This window comes from Allobosea sp. RAF48 (genome assembly GCF_052114025.1).
In the GTDB taxonomy this organism is placed as follows: domain Bacteria; phylum Pseudomonadota; class Alphaproteobacteria; order Rhizobiales; family Beijerinckiaceae; genus Allobosea.
In genome coordinates, this window is record NZ_JBFRDZ010000004.1 from 155,051 (window position 1) to 177,935 (window position 22,885).

The 22,885-nt window shown below is 64.4% G+C and carries 17 protein-coding genes; 6 read left to right on the forward strand and 11 right to left on the reverse strand.

Going from position 1 to position 22,885, the window contains the following annotated elements; translation table 11 throughout:
- Positions 1–37: 37 nt before the first annotated feature.
- Positions 38–979, forward strand: a complete 942-nt coding sequence (locus AB4Z10_RS09630) for an ABC transporter ATP-binding protein (RefSeq protein WP_441470171.1) — start codon at positions 38–40, stop codon at positions 977–979.
- Here the strand turns inward: AB4Z10_RS09630 and mgtA are convergent.
- Positions 965–3,568, reverse strand: a complete 2,604-nt coding sequence (mgtA, locus tag AB4Z10_RS09635) for a magnesium-translocating P-type ATPase (protein ID WP_441470172.1) — start codon at positions 3,566–3,568, stop codon at positions 965–967. The two genes, AB4Z10_RS09630 and mgtA, sit on opposite strands and share 15 nt — an antisense overlap.
- Before the next feature lie 94 nt (positions 3,569–3,662).
- Positions 3,663–4,787, reverse strand: a complete 1,125-nt coding sequence (locus AB4Z10_RS09640) for an NAD(P)-dependent alcohol dehydrogenase (protein WP_441470411.1) — start codon at positions 4,785–4,787, stop codon at positions 3,663–3,665.
- Between the two features lie 192 nt (positions 4,788–4,979).
- Between AB4Z10_RS09640 and AB4Z10_RS09645 the strand changes: the two genes are divergently transcribed.
- Both AB4Z10_RS09645 and AB4Z10_RS09650 read left to right on the forward strand, forming a co-directional pair.
- Entirely contained in the window at positions 4,980–5,870 is an 891-nt protein-coding gene (locus tag AB4Z10_RS09645; RefSeq protein ID WP_441470173.1) for a universal stress protein, read from the forward strand.
- 52 nt (positions 5,871–5,922) lie between these two features.
- Positions 5,923–6,729, forward strand: coding sequence for an ABC transporter ATP-binding protein (locus AB4Z10_RS09650; RefSeq protein WP_441470174.1), 807 nt, complete (start codon positions 5,923–5,925; stop codon positions 6,727–6,729).
- Between the two features lie 152 nt (positions 6,730–6,881).
- On the opposite strand, the gene AB4Z10_RS09655 is transcribed toward AB4Z10_RS09650, so the two are convergent.
- From AB4Z10_RS09655 to AB4Z10_RS09665, 3 genes are read right to left on the reverse strand one after another with little or no spacing between them, the layout of a single operon-like run.
- A complete protein-coding gene (locus AB4Z10_RS09655) occupies positions 6,882–7,952 on the reverse strand; it encodes a ligand-gated ion channel (protein ID WP_441470175.1) in 1,071 nt (356 codons plus the stop codon).
- A complete protein-coding gene (locus AB4Z10_RS09660; protein ID WP_441470176.1) occupies positions 7,949–8,914 on the reverse strand; it encodes a cache domain-containing protein in 966 nt (321 codons plus the stop codon). The genes AB4Z10_RS09655 and AB4Z10_RS09660 overlap by 4 nt, the downstream gene beginning before the upstream one ends.
- A 17-nt stretch (positions 8,915–8,931) precedes the next feature.
- A complete protein-coding gene (locus AB4Z10_RS09665) occupies positions 8,932–12,009 on the reverse strand; it encodes a S8 family peptidase (protein WP_441470177.1) in 3,078 nt (1,025 codons plus the stop codon).
- Positions 12,010–12,238: 229 nt separating this feature from the next.
- Here AB4Z10_RS09665 and AB4Z10_RS09670 point away from each other — a divergent pair, with 229 nt between their 5' ends.
- Entirely contained in the window at positions 12,239–13,225 is a 987-nt protein-coding gene (locus AB4Z10_RS09670; protein ID WP_441470178.1) for an AraC-like ligand-binding domain-containing protein, read from the forward strand.
- Between the two features lie 28 nt (positions 13,226–13,253).
- Here AB4Z10_RS09670 and AB4Z10_RS09675 read toward each other — a convergent pair whose 3' ends face one another.
- Positions 13,254–14,024, reverse strand: a complete 771-nt coding sequence (locus AB4Z10_RS09675; protein WP_441470179.1) for a response regulator — start codon at positions 14,022–14,024, stop codon at positions 13,254–13,256.
- A 513-nt stretch (positions 14,025–14,537) separates the two neighbouring features.
- Here AB4Z10_RS09675 and AB4Z10_RS09680 point away from each other — a divergent pair.
- The gene (locus AB4Z10_RS09680; RefSeq protein ID WP_441470180.1) at positions 14,538–15,584 is read left to right on the forward strand and encodes a DUF1254 domain-containing protein; all 1,047 of its coding nucleotides are present in this window, start codon (positions 14,538–14,540) and stop codon (positions 15,582–15,584) included.
- Between the two features lie 208 nt (positions 15,585–15,792).
- A complete protein-coding gene (locus AB4Z10_RS09685; protein ID WP_441470181.1) occupies positions 15,793–17,070 on the forward strand; it encodes a DUF1254 domain-containing protein in 1,278 nt (425 codons plus the stop codon).
- A gap of 220 nt (positions 17,071–17,290) precedes the next feature.
- Here the strand turns inward: AB4Z10_RS09685 and AB4Z10_RS09690 are convergent, their stop codons facing one another.
- The 5 genes from AB4Z10_RS09690 to AB4Z10_RS09710 form a co-directional block, all read right to left on the reverse strand.
- Entirely contained in the window at positions 17,291–18,874 is a 1,584-nt protein-coding gene (locus AB4Z10_RS09690; protein WP_441470182.1) for a bifunctional aminoglycoside phosphotransferase/ATP-binding protein, read from the reverse strand.
- A gap of 457 nt (positions 18,875–19,331) precedes the next feature.
- Positions 19,332–19,607: a c-type cytochrome gene (locus tag AB4Z10_RS09695; RefSeq protein ID WP_441470183.1), complete on the reverse strand. Its 276-nt coding sequence runs from the start codon at positions 19,605–19,607 to the stop codon at positions 19,332–19,334.
- Between the two features lie 268 nt (positions 19,608–19,875).
- On the reverse strand, positions 19,876–20,205 hold the full coding sequence (locus tag AB4Z10_RS09700; protein ID WP_441470184.1) for a c-type cytochrome: 330 nt from the start codon (positions 20,203–20,205) through the stop codon (positions 19,876–19,878).
- Positions 20,206–20,514: 309 nt separating this feature from the next.
- On the reverse strand, positions 20,515–20,844 hold the full coding sequence (locus AB4Z10_RS09705; protein ID WP_441470185.1) for a hypothetical protein: 330 nt from the start codon (positions 20,842–20,844) through the stop codon (positions 20,515–20,517).
- Between the two features lie 450 nt (positions 20,845–21,294).
- Positions 21,295–22,755 carry an efflux transporter outer membrane subunit gene (locus AB4Z10_RS09710; RefSeq protein ID WP_441470186.1) on the reverse strand — a complete coding sequence of 487 codons (1,461 nt, stop codon included), beginning with the start codon at positions 22,753–22,755 and terminating at the stop codon, positions 21,295–21,297.
- Between the last annotated feature and the right edge of the window lie 130 nt (positions 22,756–22,885).

The window sequence follows — 22,885 nt, forward strand, 5'->3', positions numbered from 1 at the left end:
GCGGGAAGGAGCCAGTGCGCCGGAGCCGCCACCGTCCTTGCTGCGTTTCGTCCTGATATCCGGCGGATGGCATCAGGCGGCGGTCTGTGCGCTGTCCGTCGCGGTCTCCCTGCTCAACGCAGCTCCGATCGAGACGCAGCGACGCATCATCGACACGGCGGTACACCGGGGCCCGATCGCCGTCATCCTGTCGCTCGTGTTGGCGCAATGCACCATCCTGATCGTCTACGGGTTGGCGAAGCTGGCGATGAACATCTATCGCGCCTGGCTCGGCGAATGCGCGACGCAGGACCTGCGCCTCGTGGTGACCCGGCGACTCGCGCAAGCGGATGAGCAGAATCCCTCCTTGGCCAACGGAACCGGCCTCGCCATGATCCTGGCGGAGGCGGACGACATCGGCGGCTTTGTCGGTGCCAGCCTCAGCCTTCCAATCGTCGAGGCCGGCTTCCTGATCAGCGTCTTCATCTATCTCGCTGCGCTCGATCTGGAGATGATGGCGGCCAGCCTGTTGATCCTGGCGCCGCAATTCGTCTTCATTCCAATGATGCAGCGCGCGATCAACCGGCGCATCGCGCAGCGGACCCGGCTGCTGCGGCGCTTCGGCGACGAGATGCTGTCTCCCGGCACCTGGGAGAGGGGCGCGCAGCGCCTGGACGAGGTCTTCACCGTCGACATGGGCGTGTTCAAGGTGAAGTTCTCGCTCAACTTCCTGATGAATCTGACGACGTCCGTCGGCAGCCTCCTCGTCCTGGGCATCGGAAGCGTGCTGGTAGTGCACGGCCGGACCGAGATCGCCACCGTCGTCACCTTCCTGTCCGCGGTCGGCAGGATCGTCGATCCCTGGAATGACATCGTCGACTGGGGCCGCGGTTTCGCGATGACCATGGTGAAGTACGATCTTGTCGTCCAGGCGCTTGCCGGCCCCCCTCCCCCCGACGATGGAGCCCGATCCGGAGCCCCCCGCTCAGAACGGGCCTAGCCGGCTGCGATGACCGGCAGGATGCCGCGAAGCGGGGCCGCGAGCGCCCCGCGAAGCCTTCATGGCAAGGGGTTTCAACGCCTCCGCCAGCGCGAGATAGACGAGCGCGATCGCCAGGATCGACGCCAGGATCGGGGCCGGCAGCGGCACGAAGCCGAAGGGGCGGCCGAGCGGTGTCAGGGCGAGGGCCAGCGCGGCGGCGAGCGCGCCGAGAGAGGTCAGGACGAGAAAGCGGTGCGGCCGGCTGCGCCAGAAGCGTGCCGAGGTTCTGATGACGAAGATCACCAGGATCTGCGTGAGAATCGACTCGACGAACCAGGCGGTGCGGAACGCATCCACGCCCGTACCGAAGACGCCGAGAAGCAATACGAAGGTCGCGGCGTCGAAGAGCGACGAAAGCGGCCCCATCACCAGCGTGAAACGCAGGACCGCACCCATGTCCCAATGCTGCGGCCGCGCGAGATCGCCAGGATCGGCCTCGTCGAACGGGATGCCGGTCTCCGAGAGATCATAGAGCATGTTGTTGACCAGGATCTGCAGCGGGTTGAGCGGCAGGAACGGCAGCACCATCGAAGCGAGCGCCATCGAGAGCATGTTGCCGAAATTCGAGCTCGTGCCCATGCGGACATATTTCATGATGTTCGCATAAGTGCGCCGGCCTTCGGCGATGCCCTGCGCGAGCACGCCGAGATCGGGAGCGAGCAGGACGATCGCCGCCGCCTCGCGCGCGACCTCGGTACCGCCCTCGACCGAGAGGCCGACATCGGCGGCGTGGATCGCCGGCGCATCGTTGATACCGTCGCCGATGAAGCCGACCGTGTGCCCTGCCCTGCGTAGCGCCAGCACGATGCGCGCCTTCTGCTCCGGCGCGATCCGGACGAACAGGTCGATATCTCGCACGCGGGCAGCAAGCGCGGCGTCACCCAATGCCGCGATCTCCTCCCCAGTCATCAGGCCACGCGACGGGAGCGCCAGAGTTTCGGCGAGATGCCGGACGACGGGAGCCGCATCTCCCGAGATCACCTTGACGCACACGCCGGCCGCCGCGAGCTGGCGGACCGCCACACCTGCCGAGGCCTTGGGTGGATCGACAAAGGCAGCACACCCGGCAAAGACGAGCCCGGCCTCATCCTCGCGGACCAGCGTGTCGGTTCCCGGCGCCATGGATCGGCGGGCGACACCGAGCAGGCGCAGCCCCTGTGCACCCCTGGCATCGATGAGGGCGAGAATCCCGCCCCGTGCCGCATCGTCGAGCTTGACGGCCTTGCCATCCGCTCGCTCGAACCGGTCGCACAAGGCGAGCAAGGCTTCGGGAGCGCCTTTGACGATCATCTCCCGCTCGCCGCCTCTCTCCACGAGGACCGAGGAACGACGCCGCTCGAAATCGAACGGCAGATCGGCCAGCGACCGCCAGGAACCGTCATCTTCTCCCGAGGTGGCAAGCAGGGCAGTGTCGAGGTTGTTGCGCAGTCCGCTGCAGAAGCGGCTGTTGACGCGGGCGAGCTCGGTCACGTCGGCGCTTTCGGTGCCGTCGCAGCCGAAGCTCCCGACATGGGCTATCCTCGCTTCCGTCAGCGTCCCAGTCTTGTCGGTACACAACACGTCCATCGCGCCGAGATCGTGGATCGCGGAAAGACGCTTCACCACGACCTTGCGCTGTGCCATCCGCATGGCGCCACGCGCCAGTGTCACCGTCATCACCACAGGCAGCAGCTCGGGCGTCAGTCCCACGGCCAGCGCGACGGCGAACAGGAAGCTCTCCATCGACAAGCCGTGCTGCACGAGCTGCGTCAGCAGGACGAACAGCACCAGGAAACCGGTGAGGCGCAGGATCAGCATGCCGAGACCGTGGACGCCCCGCTCGAAGGCGGTGGGCGGCTCGCTCGCCTGCATCGAGCGAGCAATCGCGCCCAACCGCGTTTCGGCGCCCGTCGCGGCGACGAGCATGCGGACATCACCCGAGACAAGGCTGGTTCCACCAAACAGTGCTGTATTGGTTCCGTCGTTGCCCCGGTCGGACGGCGTCGCCAGTTTCTCGACAGGGAAAGGCTCGCCGGTGAGCACCGCTTCGTCAGCCATCGCATCATGGCTTTCGAGGATCAGTCCGTCGGCCGGGATGAGATCGCCGGCATGAAGGGCGACAACGTCGCCCGGGACGACCTCCCGCACCGGAATCTCGACAGCTTTTCCACTCCGAAGTACCGTGACGTGCACCGCCACGGTGCGCCGCAGCGCGTCGACGGCGTTCTCAGCCTGTGTCTCCTGCACGACATCGAGGGCGATCGACACCAGAACAATCAAAACAATGATGAGCAGGCTCTGCCAGTCGCCGGTCGCGCCCGAGATCAGCGCAGCGATCAGCAGGATCGCGATCAGAGGTTCGACGAGCCGCTTCGCGATCTTGAATAGCAGCCCGCGCCGTAGGCTGGTCACCGCGAGATTGGGGCCACCGCTGCGCAGGCGCTCCGCCGCCTCGCCGTCGCTCAAGCCAACCGGAGTCGACCGAAGTCGTCGCAGCAGCGCGTTCCGGTCTTCTCGCCAGAACTCTCCCTCGCCTGTCGCTGCCGCTTTCGCGGGGGCCGTGGTCATTCCGTGTGCGACCCCCATGGGCATCATCGGGTTCTCGAGCGCCGTGAAGGCAGAGTTCAGCAGATGCGACCGGGAAACGAAACCGATCCGGCCCTCAGGGGGTAATCGCAACCTTGAGCACGCCGTCCCGCTGCTGCGCGAACAGCTCGTAAGCGTCCTTGATGCGCTCCAGCGGGAAGCGGTGCGTGACCAACCCGCCCAGATCGACCCGGCCGGACGCGACGACATCGATCAGGCGGCGCATCCGTTCCTTGCCGCCAGGGCAGAGCGTCGTGACGATGCGGTGGTCGCCGAGCCCTGCGGCGAAGGCGCCGAGCGGGATCGTCAGGTCGCTCGAATAGACGCCCAGCGAGGACAGTGTGCCGCCCGGCCGCAGCACGCGCAGCGCTGCAGAAAAGGTCTCCTGCCGCCCGAGCGCCTCGATCGCGACGTCGACGCCCCGCCCGTCGGTCAGGCGCATGATCTCGTCGACGGGATCGCCCTTCGAGAAGTCGACGATCTCGTCGGCGCCAAGCCTGCGCGCCATCGCCTGCCGCTCCGGAATGCTCTCCACCGCGATGATGCGCGTCGCCCCCATCAGGCGGGCGCCGGCCGTCGCGCACAGCCCGATCGGCCCCTGCGCAAAGACGGCGACGCAATCGCCGATCCTGACCCGGCCGCTTTCGGCGCCGGAAAAGCCGGTCGACATGATGTCGGGGCACATCAGCACCTGCTCGTCGGTCAGCCCCGACGGCACATGGGCGAGATTGACCATGGCATCGGGCACGAGCAAGTACTCGGCCTGCGCGCCGTCGATGGTGTTGCCGAAGCGCCAGCCACCCATCGCCTTGAAGCCGTGGCGCTCGCCGGGGCCGTCCTGCGAGGCGCAGCCGCAGAGGCAGGCGGCGCTGTGTCCCGAAGGCGTGATCGCGCCCGCGATCACGCGCTGGCCCTCCCGGAAGCCCCTCACCTCCGAGCCCAGCTTCTCGATCAAGCCGACCGGTTCATGGCCGATGGTCAGGCCGCGCGCGACAGGATACTCGCCCTTGAGAATGTGGATGTCGGTGCCGCAGATCGTCGTCGTGGTGATGCGCAGCAGCGCGTCGAGCGGACCGACATCCGGAACCGGCTTGTCTTCAAGCTCGATGCGACCTGCCTCCTGGAATACGGCCGCGCACATCATCTTGGGTCGGCTCGTCCGCGTTGCCCTCGGAGCGGACGGTGCGTCGGACTGAAGCATTGGCGACATGTTCGCTCTCCGAAATCGTCGTTGAGATCGCGTGGCCTCAACCTGCCGGGAATCCGCGCCGTTGGATTTGATTCAGCGCAAACCGCATGAAACCCGCGCGCATTTGACGAAAATCAATGCGGACAACCTGCTTCCGCCGCTCAATACTTGGACAAGGGTAGCACTATCGATGCGGAGGTCGGCATGAACGATATCATCCTGTCTTCGGGCACCACCGCAACGGTGCAGCCCAATCCCGGGACCGCCTATCGTGACATCGCGGTCCATCTCGACGGTTCGCCGGAAGACGAAGTGCGTTTGGCTCATGCCGAGGCGCTGGCAGTGCACCACGGGGCGCGGATCACCGGGATCTTTACGAATCTTCTGCCCGATCCTGCCCTTTTCGTGGGTGAATTCGGCACCTCCGCGATCGGGCAATTGGTCGATGACGTCACCGCGGAAGGAGACGCCAGCGAAAAGCAACTGCAACAGCGCCTGAGCCGCCTTGGGGCCGCTCACGAATTGCGCCGCCTGGACGCCTTCCCCGGCCTTCTCGAGCAGTCCGTCACCAGTGAAGCGCGCTGGAACGACCTCTTTGTCGCGACCTGTCCACGCGGCGACGGCCACGCGCGCTGGCGCCCCATGATCGAGAGCGTCTTGTTCGACGGGGGGAGAGGGCTCTACCTCCTCCCCCCGCAAGCCGTACCACGCTCCGCGATCCGAACCGTTCTGATCGCATGGGTCGACACGCGCCAGAGCGCCCGTGCGGTGGCAGAGGCATTGCCTTTGATCGCCCAGGCGACGCAGGTGCAGATTATTACGGTCAGGGAAGCAACGCATGGACGGCTGGGGGGCGCCGAAGTCCTTGCCGATATCACCGCTCACCTCGCGCGCCACGGTGTCGAAGCAGCCGCAAGCGTGCTGAATTCGCGGGGGTTCATCCCGGATGCCATTCTCGCAGAAGCTGAGAGGATTTCGGCAGACCTGATCGTCGCAGGTGCCTACGGCCATTCGCGTTTCCGCGAATGGGTACTCGGCGGGGTTACCGAGGAACTCCTCGCCAGCGCATCTATCCCGCTCTTGTTCGCGCACTAAAGCAGCCGAGGACATCCCGCGCCTCCTTCGAACAGCTCGCCAGGAGAGGTCGATGGATTCTGTTGATCCGGAAGACCCCGGACAAAAGAGCGAATTCGCGGTGCGTGTCCGGGAACTGCAGGTCGTGTTGGACGGCAAGACGATCCTGGACCACCTCGACCTCGACATCATGCGCGGCGAGATTCTCGGCGTTATCGGAGCGTCTGGCTCCGGCAAGTCGGTTCTGGCGCGCACCATACTGGGCCTCGTGCCCAAACGGAGCGGCGTCATCGAGCTCTTCGGCAAGAATCTCGATGACCTGAGAGAAAGCGAGAGACGAGCCCTCGAACAGCGCTGCGGCGTCATGTTTCAGCAGGGCGCCCTGTTCTCTTCGTTGACGATCGCCGAAAATATCCAGCTCCCGATGCGCGAGCTTCTGCATCTGTCGCCAAGTTTGCTGGCCGAGATGGCCATGCTGAAGATCGAGCTGGTCGGATTGCCGCTTGATGCAGCGAAAAAATACCCGGCAGAGCTCTCGGGCGGCATGACCAAGCGGGCGGCCCTGGCGCGAGCTCTCGCTCTCGATCTCGAGATCCTATTTCTCGACGAGCCGACCTCGGGGCTCGACCCGATCGCGGCCGATGCCTTCGATCAGCTCTTGCTGACCCTCAAGGCAAGCCTGAGTCTGACTGTGATGATGATCACGCATGATCTGAGCAGCCTTCACGCGACCTGTGACAGGATCGCGGCAATTGCACGAGGCAAGATCATCGTCGTGGGAACGCTGCAGCACCTGCTGGCGCACGAGGACCCGTGGCTCCGGCAGTACTTCGCAGGCGAGCGTGGCCGGACCATTTTCTCCGATGAAATCACCGCATGATGCTCGGCCCACCGTGGCGGGGCGAGACCGCATGGCTCCGAAACTTCCCGTAATCGCCGCCTGGAACCATGGCGGGACGTGTTCTGTGCGCGTCACTGACCTCCGTGTGGCAGCGCGCCGCCGCCAAAATGCTCGATGACACAACCACCATGTCATCCCGGCAAGGCGCGGACCGCAGCCCCGACGCAAATGATCAACATCATCGCAGGTACAGCCCAACGCAGATGCCAACGCAGTTCTGCGGCATGGCCGCGCCAACGGAAACCGGGGTGAGCGATGGCGACCGACAGGGCGATTTCGAACATCAGCACCGCGACGAGATAGAGGTAACCAAGCGATATCATCTCGGCGACGGGGGTATTGAGAGAGATCGACCCCGGAAAGGAGGATTCGAAGGTGAAGCTGATCGCGGCCAGGGCCAGTAGCGAGGAGAAGATCAGGCCTCCCTTGTCCTGCTCCTTCAAGCCCGGAGACCACAGCACGAACAAGGAGACCGCCAGCACGGCTGCAATGGGAACGAACACACGCAGAAGATAGCGCTCCGCGTAGCGCGCGATCGTCACGGTCGCGTTGAGGCGCGAGTAGGAGCGCGCGTTCCAGCCGATCGCCAGATCGTTGGTGAAACGCAAGCCGACAGGCCGCCAGTCGACGACCGAGAGCGTGTCTTCGACACCGGAGAACGGCCGGTCGGCCTCCGTTGTCAGAACGATCGCCTCCTGCTGCGCATAGCGCGGCAGCGAGAGACCGATCGTCAGGTGCTGCCGGTCGAATGGAAAGGCGTCCATGTTCATTCGAAAGCGGAAATCGCTTTCGAAGCGCTCGATCACCACCACCTCACCATTGGCGTACACCGAGAGAGCTACCGTGCGGGCGTCCTTGTCGCCGATCTGGTTGTCGAGCGAGAGTCCGGGTGACCAGATGGCCTTCAGATAATTGTCGGCCTCCTCGCCCACCTTGTCCTCGCGGGCGAGGCCATGCGCGACAGCGTCGAAAGCAAGGCGCGGGTCGCGCCAGCGCTGTGTCAATTCGAGGTGCAGCCGCCCCTGCCCGGAGACCTCCTTGATCTCAAGGACGTTGAGCACGCGTAACGCGATGTGGACCCGCACCGGCAATCCCGCTGCCTCCGGCAGCGTGGTTCTGCCACTGCTCGCCCTTTCCTCTCCCGATGCGCCCTGAGGCATACCAAGAAGGATCAAGAGAAGGAGGAACAAGCGGCAAGTCATGAAGCGAGCCGCCGCAGGCGCGAGAGCACGAGGAAGCCAACGAAAGCGAGTATGCCGCCGCAAAGGGCGATGACCCATAGCTCCGTGCTCAGGCGGCGCCAGTCCGACCCGGCGTCCTCCTTGAGCATCAGGACGGTTCCGACCAGCTTGCCGGAAAAGTCGACCAGCGGCTGGCTCATGAACGTGTAGCCGCGTTCGCCGATCTGCCTTCGACCGAACTCCACGTCTCGCTGCGGCTGCGCCGCCCGGGCACGCAGGAGGCTCAGGAACAGCTGATCGTCGGTCGACGCCATGATGCTGAGGTCGCCGGCCGAAGGCAGTTTGGGGTCGAGCGCAACGCCAACGAGGGACGCTGCGGAGATCACGGCGATTTCGCTATTGGTCGCCGTTTTGACCAGCTCGATCAACGGGCGAAGGTCCAGCCCGACCTCCATAGTCCCGAAGAACTCAGAACCACTTTGGACGAGTGCGACACCGCGAATGCCGATGCCGGCGATGCCGATCTCGATCCCGGTCTGGGCACGCCGAAGCCGGTTGGCGGCGACGATCATGGCGCGGAAGGCGGATATGTCGTCGCCATGCTGGTCGGGGCGGTGCATGCGCAGCAGGTAGCGCAGGTCCTTGCCGTGATAGCCGAAGATCTGCACGTTCGCCTGCCGGCTGAGGTATTGGTAGGCATCCTCAGACAGAGACTGCAGTCGACCGCGATCTTCAGCCGCCAGCGCTTCGCGGATCTCGGCGTTGCGCGCAAAAGCCTCGGCGAGCGAGAGCGAGAATTTTGCGGCCTGATCGAAACTGGAACTCAGCAAGGAGCCCACGAGCCGCATCTGCTCTTCCCGGCTACGGGATGCGACGTTCTCGAGGCTGCGATGCTGGTGCCAGAGCATCGCCCCGAGAATGAAGGCGATGAGAAGTGCCGGCAGGCCGGCGCCCAGCAGGCGCCTTCTGAAGGTTGGGCCCATTGACATCTCCCGGCAGCCTACCAACGGGTCATCGCCTGGAAGGCGAAGCGATGGGTCGTGGCACCCATGCGGAGGTCGCCATCGTAGGAGCCGGTCACCTCGATCTGCGGCGTGATGAAGCCCGACAGGCTGGCACCGATGACTGCGCCGTCCCGCGCGGCCTCGGGGCTTCGCGTCAGGAAGCTCGCCCCGAGCAGGCTGGTCTGCAGAACGGCGACATTGTCGGCCAGCTCGTGAGACCAGTAGGCCTTGATGTCGAGGCGCAGCTTCGCGTCGCTCGCCAGCGGCGTCGATAGCCGGGCGCCGAGCAGGGAGCGTGCAGAGGTCTGGCTTTGGCCGCGCAGGGTCAAGGCAAAAGCGCCAGCCTGGGTCTCGGTCAGGCCGTCCTGCTGGAAGTAGTTCAGGCTGATGCCGGCTTCGGGCGACAGATCGAGACCGGCAAGCGAGGCAAGACGATATCCGGCGATGACATTGCCGAAGACGCCGTAGCCTTCGCCCTCCCCATGCGCGAGACGCTGGACATTGCTGAGCTGGATCGTTCGGCGGACGTCCGTTTTGCCGTAGCTGGCTCCGATCGAACCGCGCAGCGTCACGGCACCGAAGTCGGCACGGCCATAGGTTGCGAGACTGTAGTTGTCGACCGCGTCGCGGCCGGCAGCATCGGTCTTCGAGTCTCCGTTCGAGCGTGAGTACCCCAGGGCGGCGCCGACCAATCCGGTCTCGAACGCGGTCCTTTCCGCGCCGACAAGGGCACCGGCGAGGCCGAAGCTCGAGCCCGCTCCATTCGCGTCTCGGCCTGTGCGCCCGAAACCGTAGAGCGCTTGCCCCCACAGCGCACCGTCCGCGACCGGTTGCACCCGGCCAGGCTCAGCCACGGCACCGCCAAGGCTGGAATAACCGGCAGCTCCCAGACCGGCCACCGGGTTGGAGCGAGCAGCTCCGCCAGCGGTCAGGCGCTGATCGAGTGCCGTGCCCACCGTCCTCTGCGCGTTCATCATCGCCATGCGGGCATCGGCATAGCTCTGGCCGGATAGCGAACTCAGCGAATTTGAAAGTGCGCTGGGTGCCGTGGTGTAGAGCGCATCGAACACCTCCTGCCGCGCCGTATCCGGGCGGGTACCCGCGGCCGGCCGAACGGTGTCGAGCGCCCTCGCGACGGACCAGGCATTGCCGCTCAGGCCAGCGAGGGCGGCGTAGGAGCCGGGGGTCACGATCAGCGAAAGCCCCGAGGTACCATACAGGGCGTCAAAGCGGGCATTTCCAGGCAGGCCGCTAGCCGGCTGGTCCAGTCCGCTGAAACTGCCGCTCAAGCCCCCCTCGGCCACCAACACACGGAAGGCGGTTCCGAGCGAAGGCGTAAAGACATTGCTCGCATCGCCGGTGATACCACGCAGTACCGGGACGATCCGCCCGTCTACCGTGACATGTCCCAACGTGGTCTGGGCGACGAGGCGGGAATAATTGCCCGCACCGTTGCCTGTGCCGGTTCCGTCCATGTCGAGGACGAAGCGGTTCGTGCCGCCGAAGCTCACCGGCCCCTTGACGAACAGCGTTCCCGGGGAGTTGCCGGGCATGACCGTGCCGGCGCTGAATAGGCCGGCCTCGATCGAGCCGGTTCCGCGCAATGTGCCCTGCCGACCGACGGACACGGCGGAGGCAACGGAGCCGTTCAGTGCGAGCGTCCCCCCGACGACGGAGGTGCCTCCACCATAGGTATTGCGGCCGGTCAGCTCGAGGCGACCTTCGCCCCGCTTGATCAGCCCGCCCACACCGGCAATGTCATTGCCGAACGTCGCCGAATAGCCTTTCGTGTCGACGTCGAAAGTCTGCACAAACTGGCCAGGGCCGCGCACCGCCTTGCCGACGTTGAGCAAACCCCAGCCGTAGATTTCGGGAGAGCCGAGATCGGTCGCTGTGGTCAGGATCGACTGGACCACCTGCGGAGCTGTCATGAACGGGAAGGCTTCGCGGACGAGGGCCGCCGCACCCGCCACATGCGGGGCGGCCATCGAGGTCCCGCTCGAGAGATTATACGGCTGCGTGGGAGAGATTCCCTTGTCCGGGGTCACGGTCGAGAGGATGTCGACTCCCGGAGCGGCGAGGCACCAAGCGGCCGCGATGCCGCAGTAGTTGCTGAATGATGCGATCTTGCGATCGCGATCCACCGCGACGACGGCGAGCGTGTACGGCTGGAGATCAGAGTAGTTCAGGTGGCTTGAGCCGACCTCGTCGCCGTTGTTGTCGAGAAAGACGTAGAGGTTCTTGCCGGCATTCTCGGGACGGATTGCCGGGTAGAATGCGGCCCCCGTCGGATTCTGGGCGATCACCGGCTGGTCCTCACGCTCGTTGCCGGCGGCGAAGACCATGACCATGTCCGCAGCGCCGGCCTGTCGAATGGCCGAGACTTCGGCGGAGGTGCCGTCGACATGGTAGGGCTGGATCGGGACGAGGCTGTAGTCCGGGTTTGGGCTGCCGTCCGGCAGGCTCAGCGAGGGATAGGACGGGCCGTAGCTGCCGTTCAGGACCTTTGCGCCCTGCTCGCTCGCGTAGCGGATGGCGGCGGCAACGTCACCGCCGGCCGGGACGATCGCGCGCAAGGCCAGAATCTCGGCATTGTAGGCAACGCCATGCATGCCGTTGCCGTCTCTCGCAGCGGCAATGGTCCCGGCGACATGTGTCCCGTGCGACGTCCTATCACGATCGAGGAGGTCGGCTGGATCAGGTCGGTCGAAGCCGAAATTGCGGGACAGTGGCGAAAGCCTGCCGGCAAATTCGGAATGAGCCGGGTCGATGCCGCTGTCGACCACCGCCACGAGCACGCCCCTCCCGCTGAGCCCAAGCGAATAGGCGTCGGCGGCGTTGATCTGGGCGAGTCCATAGCTGGCATTGTATTCGGGCGTCACGAAGTACGCGGGCGCCTGCATCGTGAGGGCCGGCGGGAGGCCGCGGGCCGGGCGGCCGTAGAAGGCATCCGGCAGAGGCGTCCCGTCCGACGCCATGGCGACGAGCGGCACGAGAGCCGCAAGCAGAGGTGCTGCGGTCGAGATGAGGAAGGCAGAACGAAGGCCGGAACAGCGCGCGGCGGAGATCGGCATAGGCAAGGCTCGTGGGCGTCGTCCACCAAGCGTGGACCAGTCGTTCGGCGCGTATCATGAAACGAAAATCGAGGAGATGGCTCGCAGGCGACGTTGCGTCCCAATCATCCGGAACGGCGTATCAGGGGGCGTCTGAATGCCTCTTGACGGTGGGCAGATCTCCGGCGTCTAGAGACCTCTCTGATGCGCGGCGACCGGCAGCGCGGCGTGGGCACGGGCGGGCTCGGCGATGAAGGAAGAAGGCAGCCACGCGCGCCGGATTTTCGGCGACTGGCGCGAGACCATCGCGCCGATCTTCGATGTCCGGCCGCTTGCAGCGGACTGGGATACCGGATTTCATGCCGAGCTCGACCGGCATCATCTGAGCACCGCGCTGGTCGGGCGCGTGGCGACGAGCGCCCAACACTACGAACGCTCAGAAGGCCTGATCGGCGCGGTCGGTGTCGATCATCTGCTGATCCAGCTCTACGAGGCCGGTCATACGACGCTCGACCTGGACGGGGAGGAAACGCACGCCGGTCCGGGCGACGTCCTGGTTTTCGACCTGTCCCGCCCGGTGCGGTCGCACGCCAGCGACATGCGGGCTGTCAGCCTGGTGCTGCCGCGCAGCCTTCTCGCCCTCGATGCCAGCAGCCTCGACCGCGTGCACGGCACCGTGCTCTCCTCGGCGAACCCACTCGGCTCCCTGGCGGGAGATCATCTCCGCAGCCTGCTGAAGGCGGCGCCCACGCTCGAACCGACCGCAGCACCCGATATCGCCAAGGCAAGCGCGCAGTTGCTGTCGGCCTGCCTGTCGCCATCGCTGATGCGCGACCGCGAAGCCCCGGCCACGCTGACGGCGACCGTCGCCATGATCTGCCGCTTTATCGACCGCCATATCGGCGATCCCGGCCTGGATGCCAGAATGCTCTGCAGCGCATTTGGCATGTCGCGCTCGGCATTGTACCGGCTGTTCGCACCGATTGGCGGCGTTTCGGACTACATCCGCCAGCGCAGGCTTGCGCGTGCGCGCCTCGCACTCAATGCCGCGACGCGCGGGAGGGGCGGCGTCGGAAAGATTGCGCGCCAGTTCGGCTTTTCGAGCGATGACGCCTTCTCGCGGGCCTTCAAGGCACAGTTCGGCATCGCGCCCCGGGACGCCGCGCATCTGCGCATATCGCCGTCGATCGAACCGGACGTTGGCAGCCTGGCGAACTGGCTACGACAGCTGGCGTGATCGTTAGCCCCCGAAAGGCCTGCAAAGGTCATTCGCGATGCATCAGTCCACGGCCCAGGTCGTGCGGAGCTAATGACTGACCTGTGAAGACGTAGCCAACTCCTCGCACGGCTTTGATGAGCGGGAGCGCATTCTTGTCAGCCTCGATCTTCTTACGCAGGCGTGAGATCTGCGCGTCAATCGCTCGGTCAAACGCCTCGTAATTGCGGCCTCGCGTCAAATTCATCAATGTATCTCGTGAGAAGACGCGCCCGGGATGCTTAGCCATCACCAGCAGGATGTTGAACTCTCCCGTCGTGAGATCGACTTCCGCTCCCTCCGGCGTCACCAGTCGACGTTGCCGCGCGTCGAGCATCCATCCATTGAATCGGATCACCTCCCCTTCTTCGGTATCGATCGATTGAAGGGGCCGTGAATGGTGGCGGCGCAGCACAGTGCGTAACCTTGCCAGGACTTCCCGCAGATGAAACGGCTTTGCGATGTAATCGTCGGCCCCGATTTCCAGTCCGACGATCCGATCCACAACCTCGTCGCGCCCCGTCAGCATGATGATCGGCACATCCGACCTTGTGCGGACCTCGCGCGCCAGCGCCAATCCATCCTCGCCGCCAGGCAAGATCAGATCCAGCAGAATGATGTCGATCGCGAAGCGCTGCAACGCATCGCGCATCCCCCGCCCATCCGCCACCGCGCTGACGTGATAGCCTTCCTCTTCGAAGTAGCGGGCCAACATCTGGCGGATGCGCGGATCGTCGTCCACGACCAAAATATGGGCGTTGCGGGACGCCGGTTCGGCCATGGCGGAATGTTCCGGATAGGGCCACGGGGCGGATGTTACGATCGGTAACAATTTTATGTACACGCTAACACGCAGACCGTTGCAGCGCCATTCGGCGCGCTTTCTTCCCGCCGAGCAGTTCCGCCCTCAGTTCGCCAACTGGCTGTGCCGGGACATGGTCAACGCTCAAGCGATACCGGTGTTGTTCGCCCGCAGGAATGCCGAAAAGCGCGTGTGCAATCTGGTCTGATTGCGTTTGCCGGCAGAGGCCTTTCTGCCAGTCACATTGAAACGCCCCCTCGCGGACGTTGATAGGCCCGAGACGGGTGGAAAGCGCACCTTGCAGAAAAGGCCGTGTCATGTCCGGCGTCAGAGCGCTGGCTGACCTGTCGCACGCTGCATTGCCTCCCTCGAGTGCGTCTGATCAACTCAAGCCACGACACCAGCAGAATCCATCGTCAGCAGTCAAAAACGCCAAAACCGCGATCCCGCTGTGCCGGGTCGATCCGACGGTCTGTGTGAAAGGGCTATTCCATGAAGGCGACGCTCGTATTGCATGCCACGATCCTCGCCCTCGCCACGGCAGGCATGGCCTCGGCCCAACCGGCATCGCCGGGCGGGAATTCCGGCGGTGCCATCAAGGTCACTCCGGACAACTTCGTTCGGGCCGAGTCCGATCTCTACTTCAGCAATGTCGTCAAGGACGGCGGTTTGGGTAAGTTCGTGCATCGGCGCGAGCCTGCGGCGGTCAACAATCAAACCGTGATCCGCCTGAACCGCGACACGCTGTATTCTGCGGCGGTCTTCGATCTCGATGCCGGCCCTGTCACGATCACGATCCCGGATGTCGGCAAGCGCTTCGTGTCGATGCAGGTCATCAACGAGGACCAGTACACCCCGCAGGTCAGCTACGGCTCTGGCGCCCGCACCGTGACCCGCGAGAAGGTCGGCACGCGTTACGCGATCGTCGCAGTGCGCACCCTGGTTGATCCAGCAGATCCGAAGGATGTCCAGCAGGTGCATGCCCTGCAGGACGCGATCAAGGTCAAGCAGAATGGCCCGGGCACCTTCGTTGTGCCCGCCTGGGATCCAGCGAGCCAGAAGAAGGTACGCGATGCGCTCCTCGTCCTGGCCTCGACGCTTCCCGATGCGAACCGCATGTTCGGCACGAAAGCGCAAGTCGACCCGGTTCGTCGACTGATCGGAGCCGCCTCGGCCTGGGGCGGCAATCCCGACAAGGAGGCCATCTACCTCAACGTCACGCCAGCCCGGAATGATGGAACGACGGTCTACAAGCTGAACGTCAAGGACGTGCCGGTGGATGGCTTCTGGTCGATCAGTCTCTACAATCCGGAAGGCTATTACGAAAAGAACCCGCTCGACGCCTATTCGCTGAACAACATCACGGCAAAGAAGAGCGATGACGGATCGATCACGGTTCAATTCGGCGGCTGCGACGGCAAAATCCCCAACTGCATGCCGATCATGAAAGGCTGGAACTACATGGTTCGCCTTTACCGGCCGCGCGCCGAAATCCTGAGCGGCAAGTGGAAGTTCCCGGAGGCGCAAATCGTTCGGTAAGCGCGGTGCGTCGGCGGCGTTCATGCGAAACGCTCACTGCTTTCAAGCAGAGCCGCCGGCTGCAGGTTCGCCGAATGGACAAAGCTCCGGCAAATTTAATCTTCACTGAGATGAGGTCAGCATGTTCCGCGCTCTCAGCATTTTCCTGATATCGGTTGTCGCTGCTCTTCCTCTGAGTGCGGGAGCACAGACTCCCTCTGCGGAGCAGGTGCGCGCCATCGCGAAGGAGGCCTACATCTACGCCTATCCGATCCTGGAAGGCTATCAGACCTGGCGGAAGCAGGCGGTCGACGACAAGGCGCCTGAATATGTCGGGGGCTTCAACAAGTTCCGGCATTATTCGGAGCCTTTCACTCCGGACAACAAGGACATCGTCACGCCGAACAACGACACGCCCTATTCGTGGGCGTGGCTCGATCTGCGGGCCGAGCCGATCGTGGTCTCCGTTCCGGCCGTGGCCAAGGATCGCTACTACGTGATGCAGTGGATCGACCTGTTCACGCAGAACTTTGCTTATGTCGGGGTGAGGTCGACCGGGTTCGGCGCCGGCAGCTACATGATCGCCGGCCCGAAATGGAAAGGCACCAAGCCCGCGGGCATCAAGCGGGTTTTCCGGGCCGAGACCGACATCGTCGGCACGCTGACGCGGACCTCGCTGTCGGGACCCGAGGATGTCGCGAACCTGAAAGCGCTGCAGGCGCAGTACAAGCTCCAGCCCCTGAGCGCATTCCTGGGCCATCCCGCACCTCCGCCGGCGCCCGCATTGTCATTCCCGGCCTATGACCCCGCCAAGGCGCGCACGCACGACTTCATCGGCTATCTCAACTTCATGCTGCAACTGGCTGAGCCGCCCGATCCCAGCGAAGTGGCCTTGCGCAAGCGCTTCGCAACGATCGGCATCGAGCCGGGCAAGGCGTGGGACCCGGCGAAGGTTGCTCCGGCGACGCTCGCCGCCATCGATGCTGGTGTGAAGGACGGCCAGACCGCGATCGACGCGCTCGCGGCGAAGACTTTCGATACGAACGGCCTCTTCGGCTCGCGCGCGCAGCTCAAGAACAACTACCTCAACCGCGCCGTTGCCGCGATGAAGGGGCTCTTCGGCAACTCGATCGAGGAAGCGTGGTATGGCGGCTATCTCTGCGACGGCACGAAGCCATCCGTCGTGCACTTCACGAAAGCCAGCCTTCCGCCGGGACGCTTCTTCTGGTCGATGACGATGTACACGCTGCCGGACCGGCTGCTGTATGCCAATGCGATCAATCGATACTCGATCGGCGATCGAACCAAGGGTTTGGTCTACGGCAAGGACGGTTCGCTGGATATCTACGTCAGCAATACCTCGCCGGGGGCCGGCAAGGAGAGCAACTGGCTGCCGGCTCCTGCCGGGCGATGCAGCCTCGTTGCGCGCGTGTATGGCCCCAGCAGGGCCGCCATGACGGGGAAATGGAAGCTGCCGCCATTGCAGCCCCTCGGCGCCGCACAATGATGCAGCCCGCCGGGCGCCTCTTCCAGAAGCCATGCACATCGAAGGAATTAGCGGTGCGTTCGCGTTTGCTCCTCGATCGAGAGTGCCTTCCGCGACAGAAACGATCTGAGGCAGCGTTCCGGCCCCCCAGTCTCTCGACTGAGCGCCGGCTCAGCAACACGGTAGCTTTGAGCGCGATCCCTCGTCACCTGCGAGACGGCCTGCGCTGCCGGCCTCCCGCTTATCCGATGCCGTGGGTTTCCGGTCGCGTGCAGACCGGATTCGGCCAGATCGCCTGCACCGTCGTGTGAGAGCCGATCTCGGCAAGGGCTGCGGTTGCGACGACGTCGACGTCGCCCCGCGCCGGGATCCACGCCCATTCCGTCGCCGCACCATGCCGGGCGATCTGAGCCATAACGACGTCCGGCGTGGCATCGGAGGGATCGCCGTGGCGCGCAGCCACGCGCTGAACGAGCATCTGTTCGGGTGCCTGGAGCCAAAGGCCGCAGAACGGCACACCGGCGCGCCGGGCAACCTCCTCGATCCGCTCGCGTTCGGCACGACGGTCGAACACGGCATCGGCGACAGCCGCGTGGCCCTGTGCCAGCGCGCTCTCCGCGAGTTGCGTCATCGCGCGATAGGTCCGGGCAGAGATCTCGTCGCTATAGGCATCGGCGGATAGCCGCGTCTCGGCGGCGACACCGCAGAGCTTCTTTCGGATCCGATCGCTGGCCGAGATCCGAGCGCCAGGCGGCGGCCCGAGCGTCGGTGCGACTTGCGCCGCGAGCGTCGACTTTCCCGAACCCGAATAGCCGCCGATGGCGACGAACATGGGCCGCCTCCCCTTCAGAAGGTCGCGGCAAAGCTGCAGATAAGCTTGCGCCTCGGACAACCGCGAAGCCGAAGGTTTGCCGCTATCGATGGCGGTGACATGTGCACGCACGGCAGCTCTCACCGCCATGAAGAAGGGCAGCAAGCGGATGCCGGTCTCATCGCCCGTGGCGTCGAGATAGCGATTGAACAGGATGTTCGCGAGCGGCGCGAGCTTGCGGTGCCAGAGATCCATCAGAACGAAGGCGAGGTCGTAGAGGACATCTACGGTCGCAAGGTCCTCGTCGAACTCCAGGCAATCGAAAAGCAGCGGCTTGCCCTCGACCAGGCAGATATTGCGCAGATGCAGATCGCCGTGCCCGCGCCGGACCTTCCCTTCCCGCGCTCTCCGGTCGAGCAGCCCCGCATGGCGCGCGAGCGCTTCGCGGCAAGCGGAGATGACGGGCTCCACCTCGCTCCGTGACAGTATATCGGCATGGGCGAAGGATCGTTCGTTGACGGTGAGCACGCGCTCCATTCGCTTCGCCCCGTCGCTGTCGGCCGAGACGGGCGCCGTGCGGTGGAAACGTGCGACCGCTCCTGCGAGCTCGGCCATATCGTCTGCCGTGAGACGCCCGCGCTGCGCCATTCGGTCGAACAGGAAACTGTCGTCGAAGCGTTCCATCTCCAGCACAGCGTCGACCAACTCGCCCTGACCATTCAGCGCCAGATCGCCGTTCCGCTCACGCGTGATCCTATGAACCGCACGATACAGATCTGGCGCGGTCCGGCGGTTCAGCATCAGTTCGTGCTCGCACATCGCCAGTCGCCGTTCCGGCGTCGACAGATCGACGTAAGGCAACTTGACCGGACGCTTCAGCTTGAGGGCGCGGGGGCCGATCAACAGCACAATCGAAATATGGGTGGAAACCATCTCGATCCAGTCGGCGCCACCACCGAAGCCGTCGGACGATCCCAGAAAGCAGATCGTTCCATTCTGGCTGGCAATCTGCATAACGAGACTCCGTTCGAACGAACGATCATTCTCCCGTCGCGCAAAACGGCATTGATATTCGTCAAGTTCAGCCGTCTTAAATCTCTTTCCCTTGGAAGAAGCGCGAACAACCGAACAGCGCAAAACGAAAAAGTGCGTCGGCGCAGTTCTCCAACCAGTCCGCGTGCTTGTTTCGAAGGGACAGCGGACGGCTCGCCGCCAATTTATAGGCAGAGCGCTTAGGAAGGCCGTCGCCATGCCCGAGCGAAGCGCGGTTCGCGAACGAATGCTGCGATGTCAGGTTGCAACCGAAGGAGCCCTGTCTGATACCCGAGACGTGCAACCTGGCTATCACGTCACCATGCCGTCAGGGTTGAGCAGGCGCGTTAGCGGCGCTGGTCTGCGTCGCCATCCATGCGGTCAGAGCGCGGCGCGAGTGGGCCTCTCCTGGCGCCACGTTGCAGAACGGCGCTGATCCCTATTTCACCCGGCGCTTGATGTAAGCGACGAGATCCGCAATCTCGGAACGCGTGAGCGACAGGTTCGGCATGCGCGTGTCATGCGGGTTCGCCAGGAAGGCTGCGAGCGTCGCTTCGTCGAAGCGCCCGGCCCTGCTGATCTGGGCGAAAGTCGGGACAGCGTCGGAGGCCCGCCGCTGCCCGGGAGCAACGACATGGCACTCGGCGCACCAGCGCTCGGCAATCCGCTGTCCTCTGGCGCTATCGGCGGCCGCTCCCTCACTCGCAGGTGCCACGAGCAGAGCCGCAACGACGCCCAAATATGCGCGGCGTCCACCTGCCATCCCCATAACCATACCCTCCCCCGAGTTCCCTTCGAGTGGTTCGCCGGCAACCCCGCGCCGGCGGCGACGCTCGCAGCAGCAGGCCGAGGAAGCATGCCTGGGCGCGGCTGCTGCGCGGTTCGGACAGATCGATGGGGCGGTTACACCAGGCCCGGCGCGCGGGAGGCCGCCGGCAAATTCGCCGCGCTCCGCCGTTTGACCGAGTGCTTTCGACTGCCCGTCACTGTCCCCCCTTCAAGCTGAGGATGTAGGCAGCGACATTGGCGATTTCGTCTGCCTCCAAGATCAGGTTCGGCATTGTAGGGTGAGACGTCCGGAGGAACGCATACAACGCCATCCCGGTCATACCGCGCGTGTTCGCGATCGCGCCGAACGGCGGCGCCTGGGCGTTCGGCGAAGAAGGCTGCCCGCGCTCCACCGCGTGACAAGCAGCACAAGCCTGCCGCGCGAACGCCAGCCCCTGTTGCGTGTCACCCGTCTGCTGCGCGCTCAGGCTTGCAGGCACAACCGAAAGGACCGCACCAACCGCAAAGCCCCGCAGGCGTCCCATGACCAGACCCTCGCTGTTAACGCATTTTATTGAATAGAACAGCAGATGGCTATACCGTCGGCGTCGCGATTACCTTGCGTTAGATCCCGCCCCTGGATCAGCGCGCGCTGGTCTGCAGCACGTTGACCGGCCCGTTCCGACCAGGGGCATTCAGCCCGATCGGATCCGGCTCCAGTCATCATCGTACGCCGCAATTCGTTGGGGCGCGAGACCGGAGAAAGCGATCCCGTCTTCGACGGCTCGGTCTGGGAATGAACGAATGGAGCGCTGCTTCACTCCCGAGAGGATGTGCGATGACCGCCGAAAACGTCAGTTCGTTGCACCGAGAGACAGTTTTATCTCCCTGACCATCGCCATGCAGCCTTTTACATCCTGCTTTTGCGCGAGGATACGGGCTTTGGCCAAGCGATCATCGAGCTCGTTCCAAGCCTCTTTGCTGGCCTGCGCCATCGATTGCGCAGTCGGCTGCCGGTGGAGCCTGGCCTGCGCCGTTTCGTCGTACTCAGGGGTCTCTTTCCGGCTCTGAACGAGCTGTTCAATCTGCGCGATCTCGCGCTGGCATTCTCCCGTTTGGCCAAAGGCCAAAGAGCTTTGAAGGCAGAGAACTATCGGCAGCGCCACACCTAACCGTTTCATCATGACGAAACCTTCGAGGCGTTGGACCCTCCCAAGCAACGAGCACCCTATCGCAGGGTTGGCACCTAACAATACGGATCGATCGCATCATGGCCGCGCTAGCCGCATCCGGGGTTCGGAGCTTTCAAGATCGAGCCGCCCGGTATGCTTCTCCGGTCTTCGGCGCGACCACGGTCATATCCACGGCTCGTCCGCGAGAACGCGCGCAGTGTAGCATGAACTCATCGAGAGATTCAGTGGCCACTTGAAGCGCTGGGCTATTGACTTGGAGCTTGCGGCGACGCCGCTGAGAACGGCGCCGATCTCGACCGCGCAAGATCCGCATGAGCGCGTCGGAGACAGATCAAGGCCGAACGCAACTGGCGCATCGGTGGACAGGAACGCGTTCCAGATCCGGCTCGGGCCTCCGAGATGCCGGATACATGCGCGGTTGCGGTATCCGTCTGAGCATCATCAAAGAGGTGGCAGATCGCGGGTCCATCCGCCGCCCAGCGCCTGAAACAGGCTCGTCGCGGCAAGAAAGCGGTTTAATCTGACCTGCGCCAGATTATCCTCGGCGGCAAAGAGCGTCTGCTGGCTCTGCAATACGCTGATGAGATTTGCCGTGCCGCCGCGCAACTGCGCTTCGGCGACTTCGAAGGCCCGGCGCGCACTGGTGACGACCTCTGACTGAAGCCTTTCCTGCCGGGTTATCTGGGTCAGCGCCACCAGTGCTTTCTCGACATCGGCAAAGGACGAGAGAACCGATTGACGGTAGGCCTGCAAGGCCTGCAGTTGTGCCCCCCTCGCTTGGTCGAGTTGGCTTTGCAGGAGCCATCCGTCGAAGATCGGCTGCGTCAAGCCGGCGGCCAGCGTATAGTACCAAGCACCCGGTCCAAACAGCGAGGTCAGCGCCTTGCTTTGGAAGCCGCCAATACCTGTAAGCTGGATCTGCGGAAAGAAGGCCGCCCGCGCTGACTCGACGCTGAAATTTGATGCGGCGAGCTGTGCCTCAGCCTCCAGCACATCGGGTCTGCGGTGCAATAGCTCCGATGGCAGGCCCGGCGTCACCCGCGGCACCGAAACCTTTGCCATACCACCGCTGATCACTCTGAAATTCGCAGACGCCCGGGCGAGCAAAAGGGCCAAGGTCACGTTGTTCTGGGCCGCGGCAAGCTCGAGTGGCGGGACCGTCGCCTTCTGCGTCGCGACGAGTGTCTCCTGTTGGGAGAGATCGAGCTGCGACACCGTTCCGGCGTTGAATTGCTGCCGCACCAGCGTCAGTATCCGCTCGGCCGCGGCGACGTTGCTGTAGGCGATCCGCAAGCGGTCGTTGGCCGTCAGGATCTGGAAGTAGGTATTGGCGACGCTGACGGTCGTACTGAGGGTGACGACGTCGCGATTGTACCTGGCCGCTATGGCATTCTCCTGCGCGGCATATAGGGTTGCTCGGTTTTTTCCCCAGAAGTCGATCATGTAGCTCGCCGTCAGCCCGACGCCGAACTGGGACTTCGTGCTGGACCCCGAACTGCCGCTGGTCGTCGGCAGCCGTATGCGCTCTGCGTTGCCAGTTCCAGTCACGGTCGGGAGCAACGGCGCACCGGCGATCCCGGCCTGCGCATCCGCCTGGACAATCTGTGCGACTGCGACCGCGATGTCGAGGTTGGCGGATTGCGCGGCTTCGATCAGGCTCGTGAGCTCTGCGGAGCGGAAGCCGCGCCACCAGTCGAGACCGGGCAGCGCCGCGTCGGGGCTTCGGTTTCCGCCTCGGTAGCTGGCGGGCACCTCCAAATCGGCAGCCGGATGCTCGCTGCCGAGAATGCAGCCCGACAGGCCGAGCGAAATGGCGACCAAGGCACCGATGCCGTGCCAACCGAACGAAGGCGCGTGCCTTGCCGAGATGCAAGTCGAAGCGAACGCAACGCGATCACACATGCATGGACTCCCCCGCCGATTCTCGGAGTTCATCCGATCGCGCCGCGAAGCGATAGACTTGGTCGGGAAACGGGGAAAGTTTCGGCATGGGGAGCCGTCGCAGCGCAGGCTCCACGGCCTCGCCGTCCTT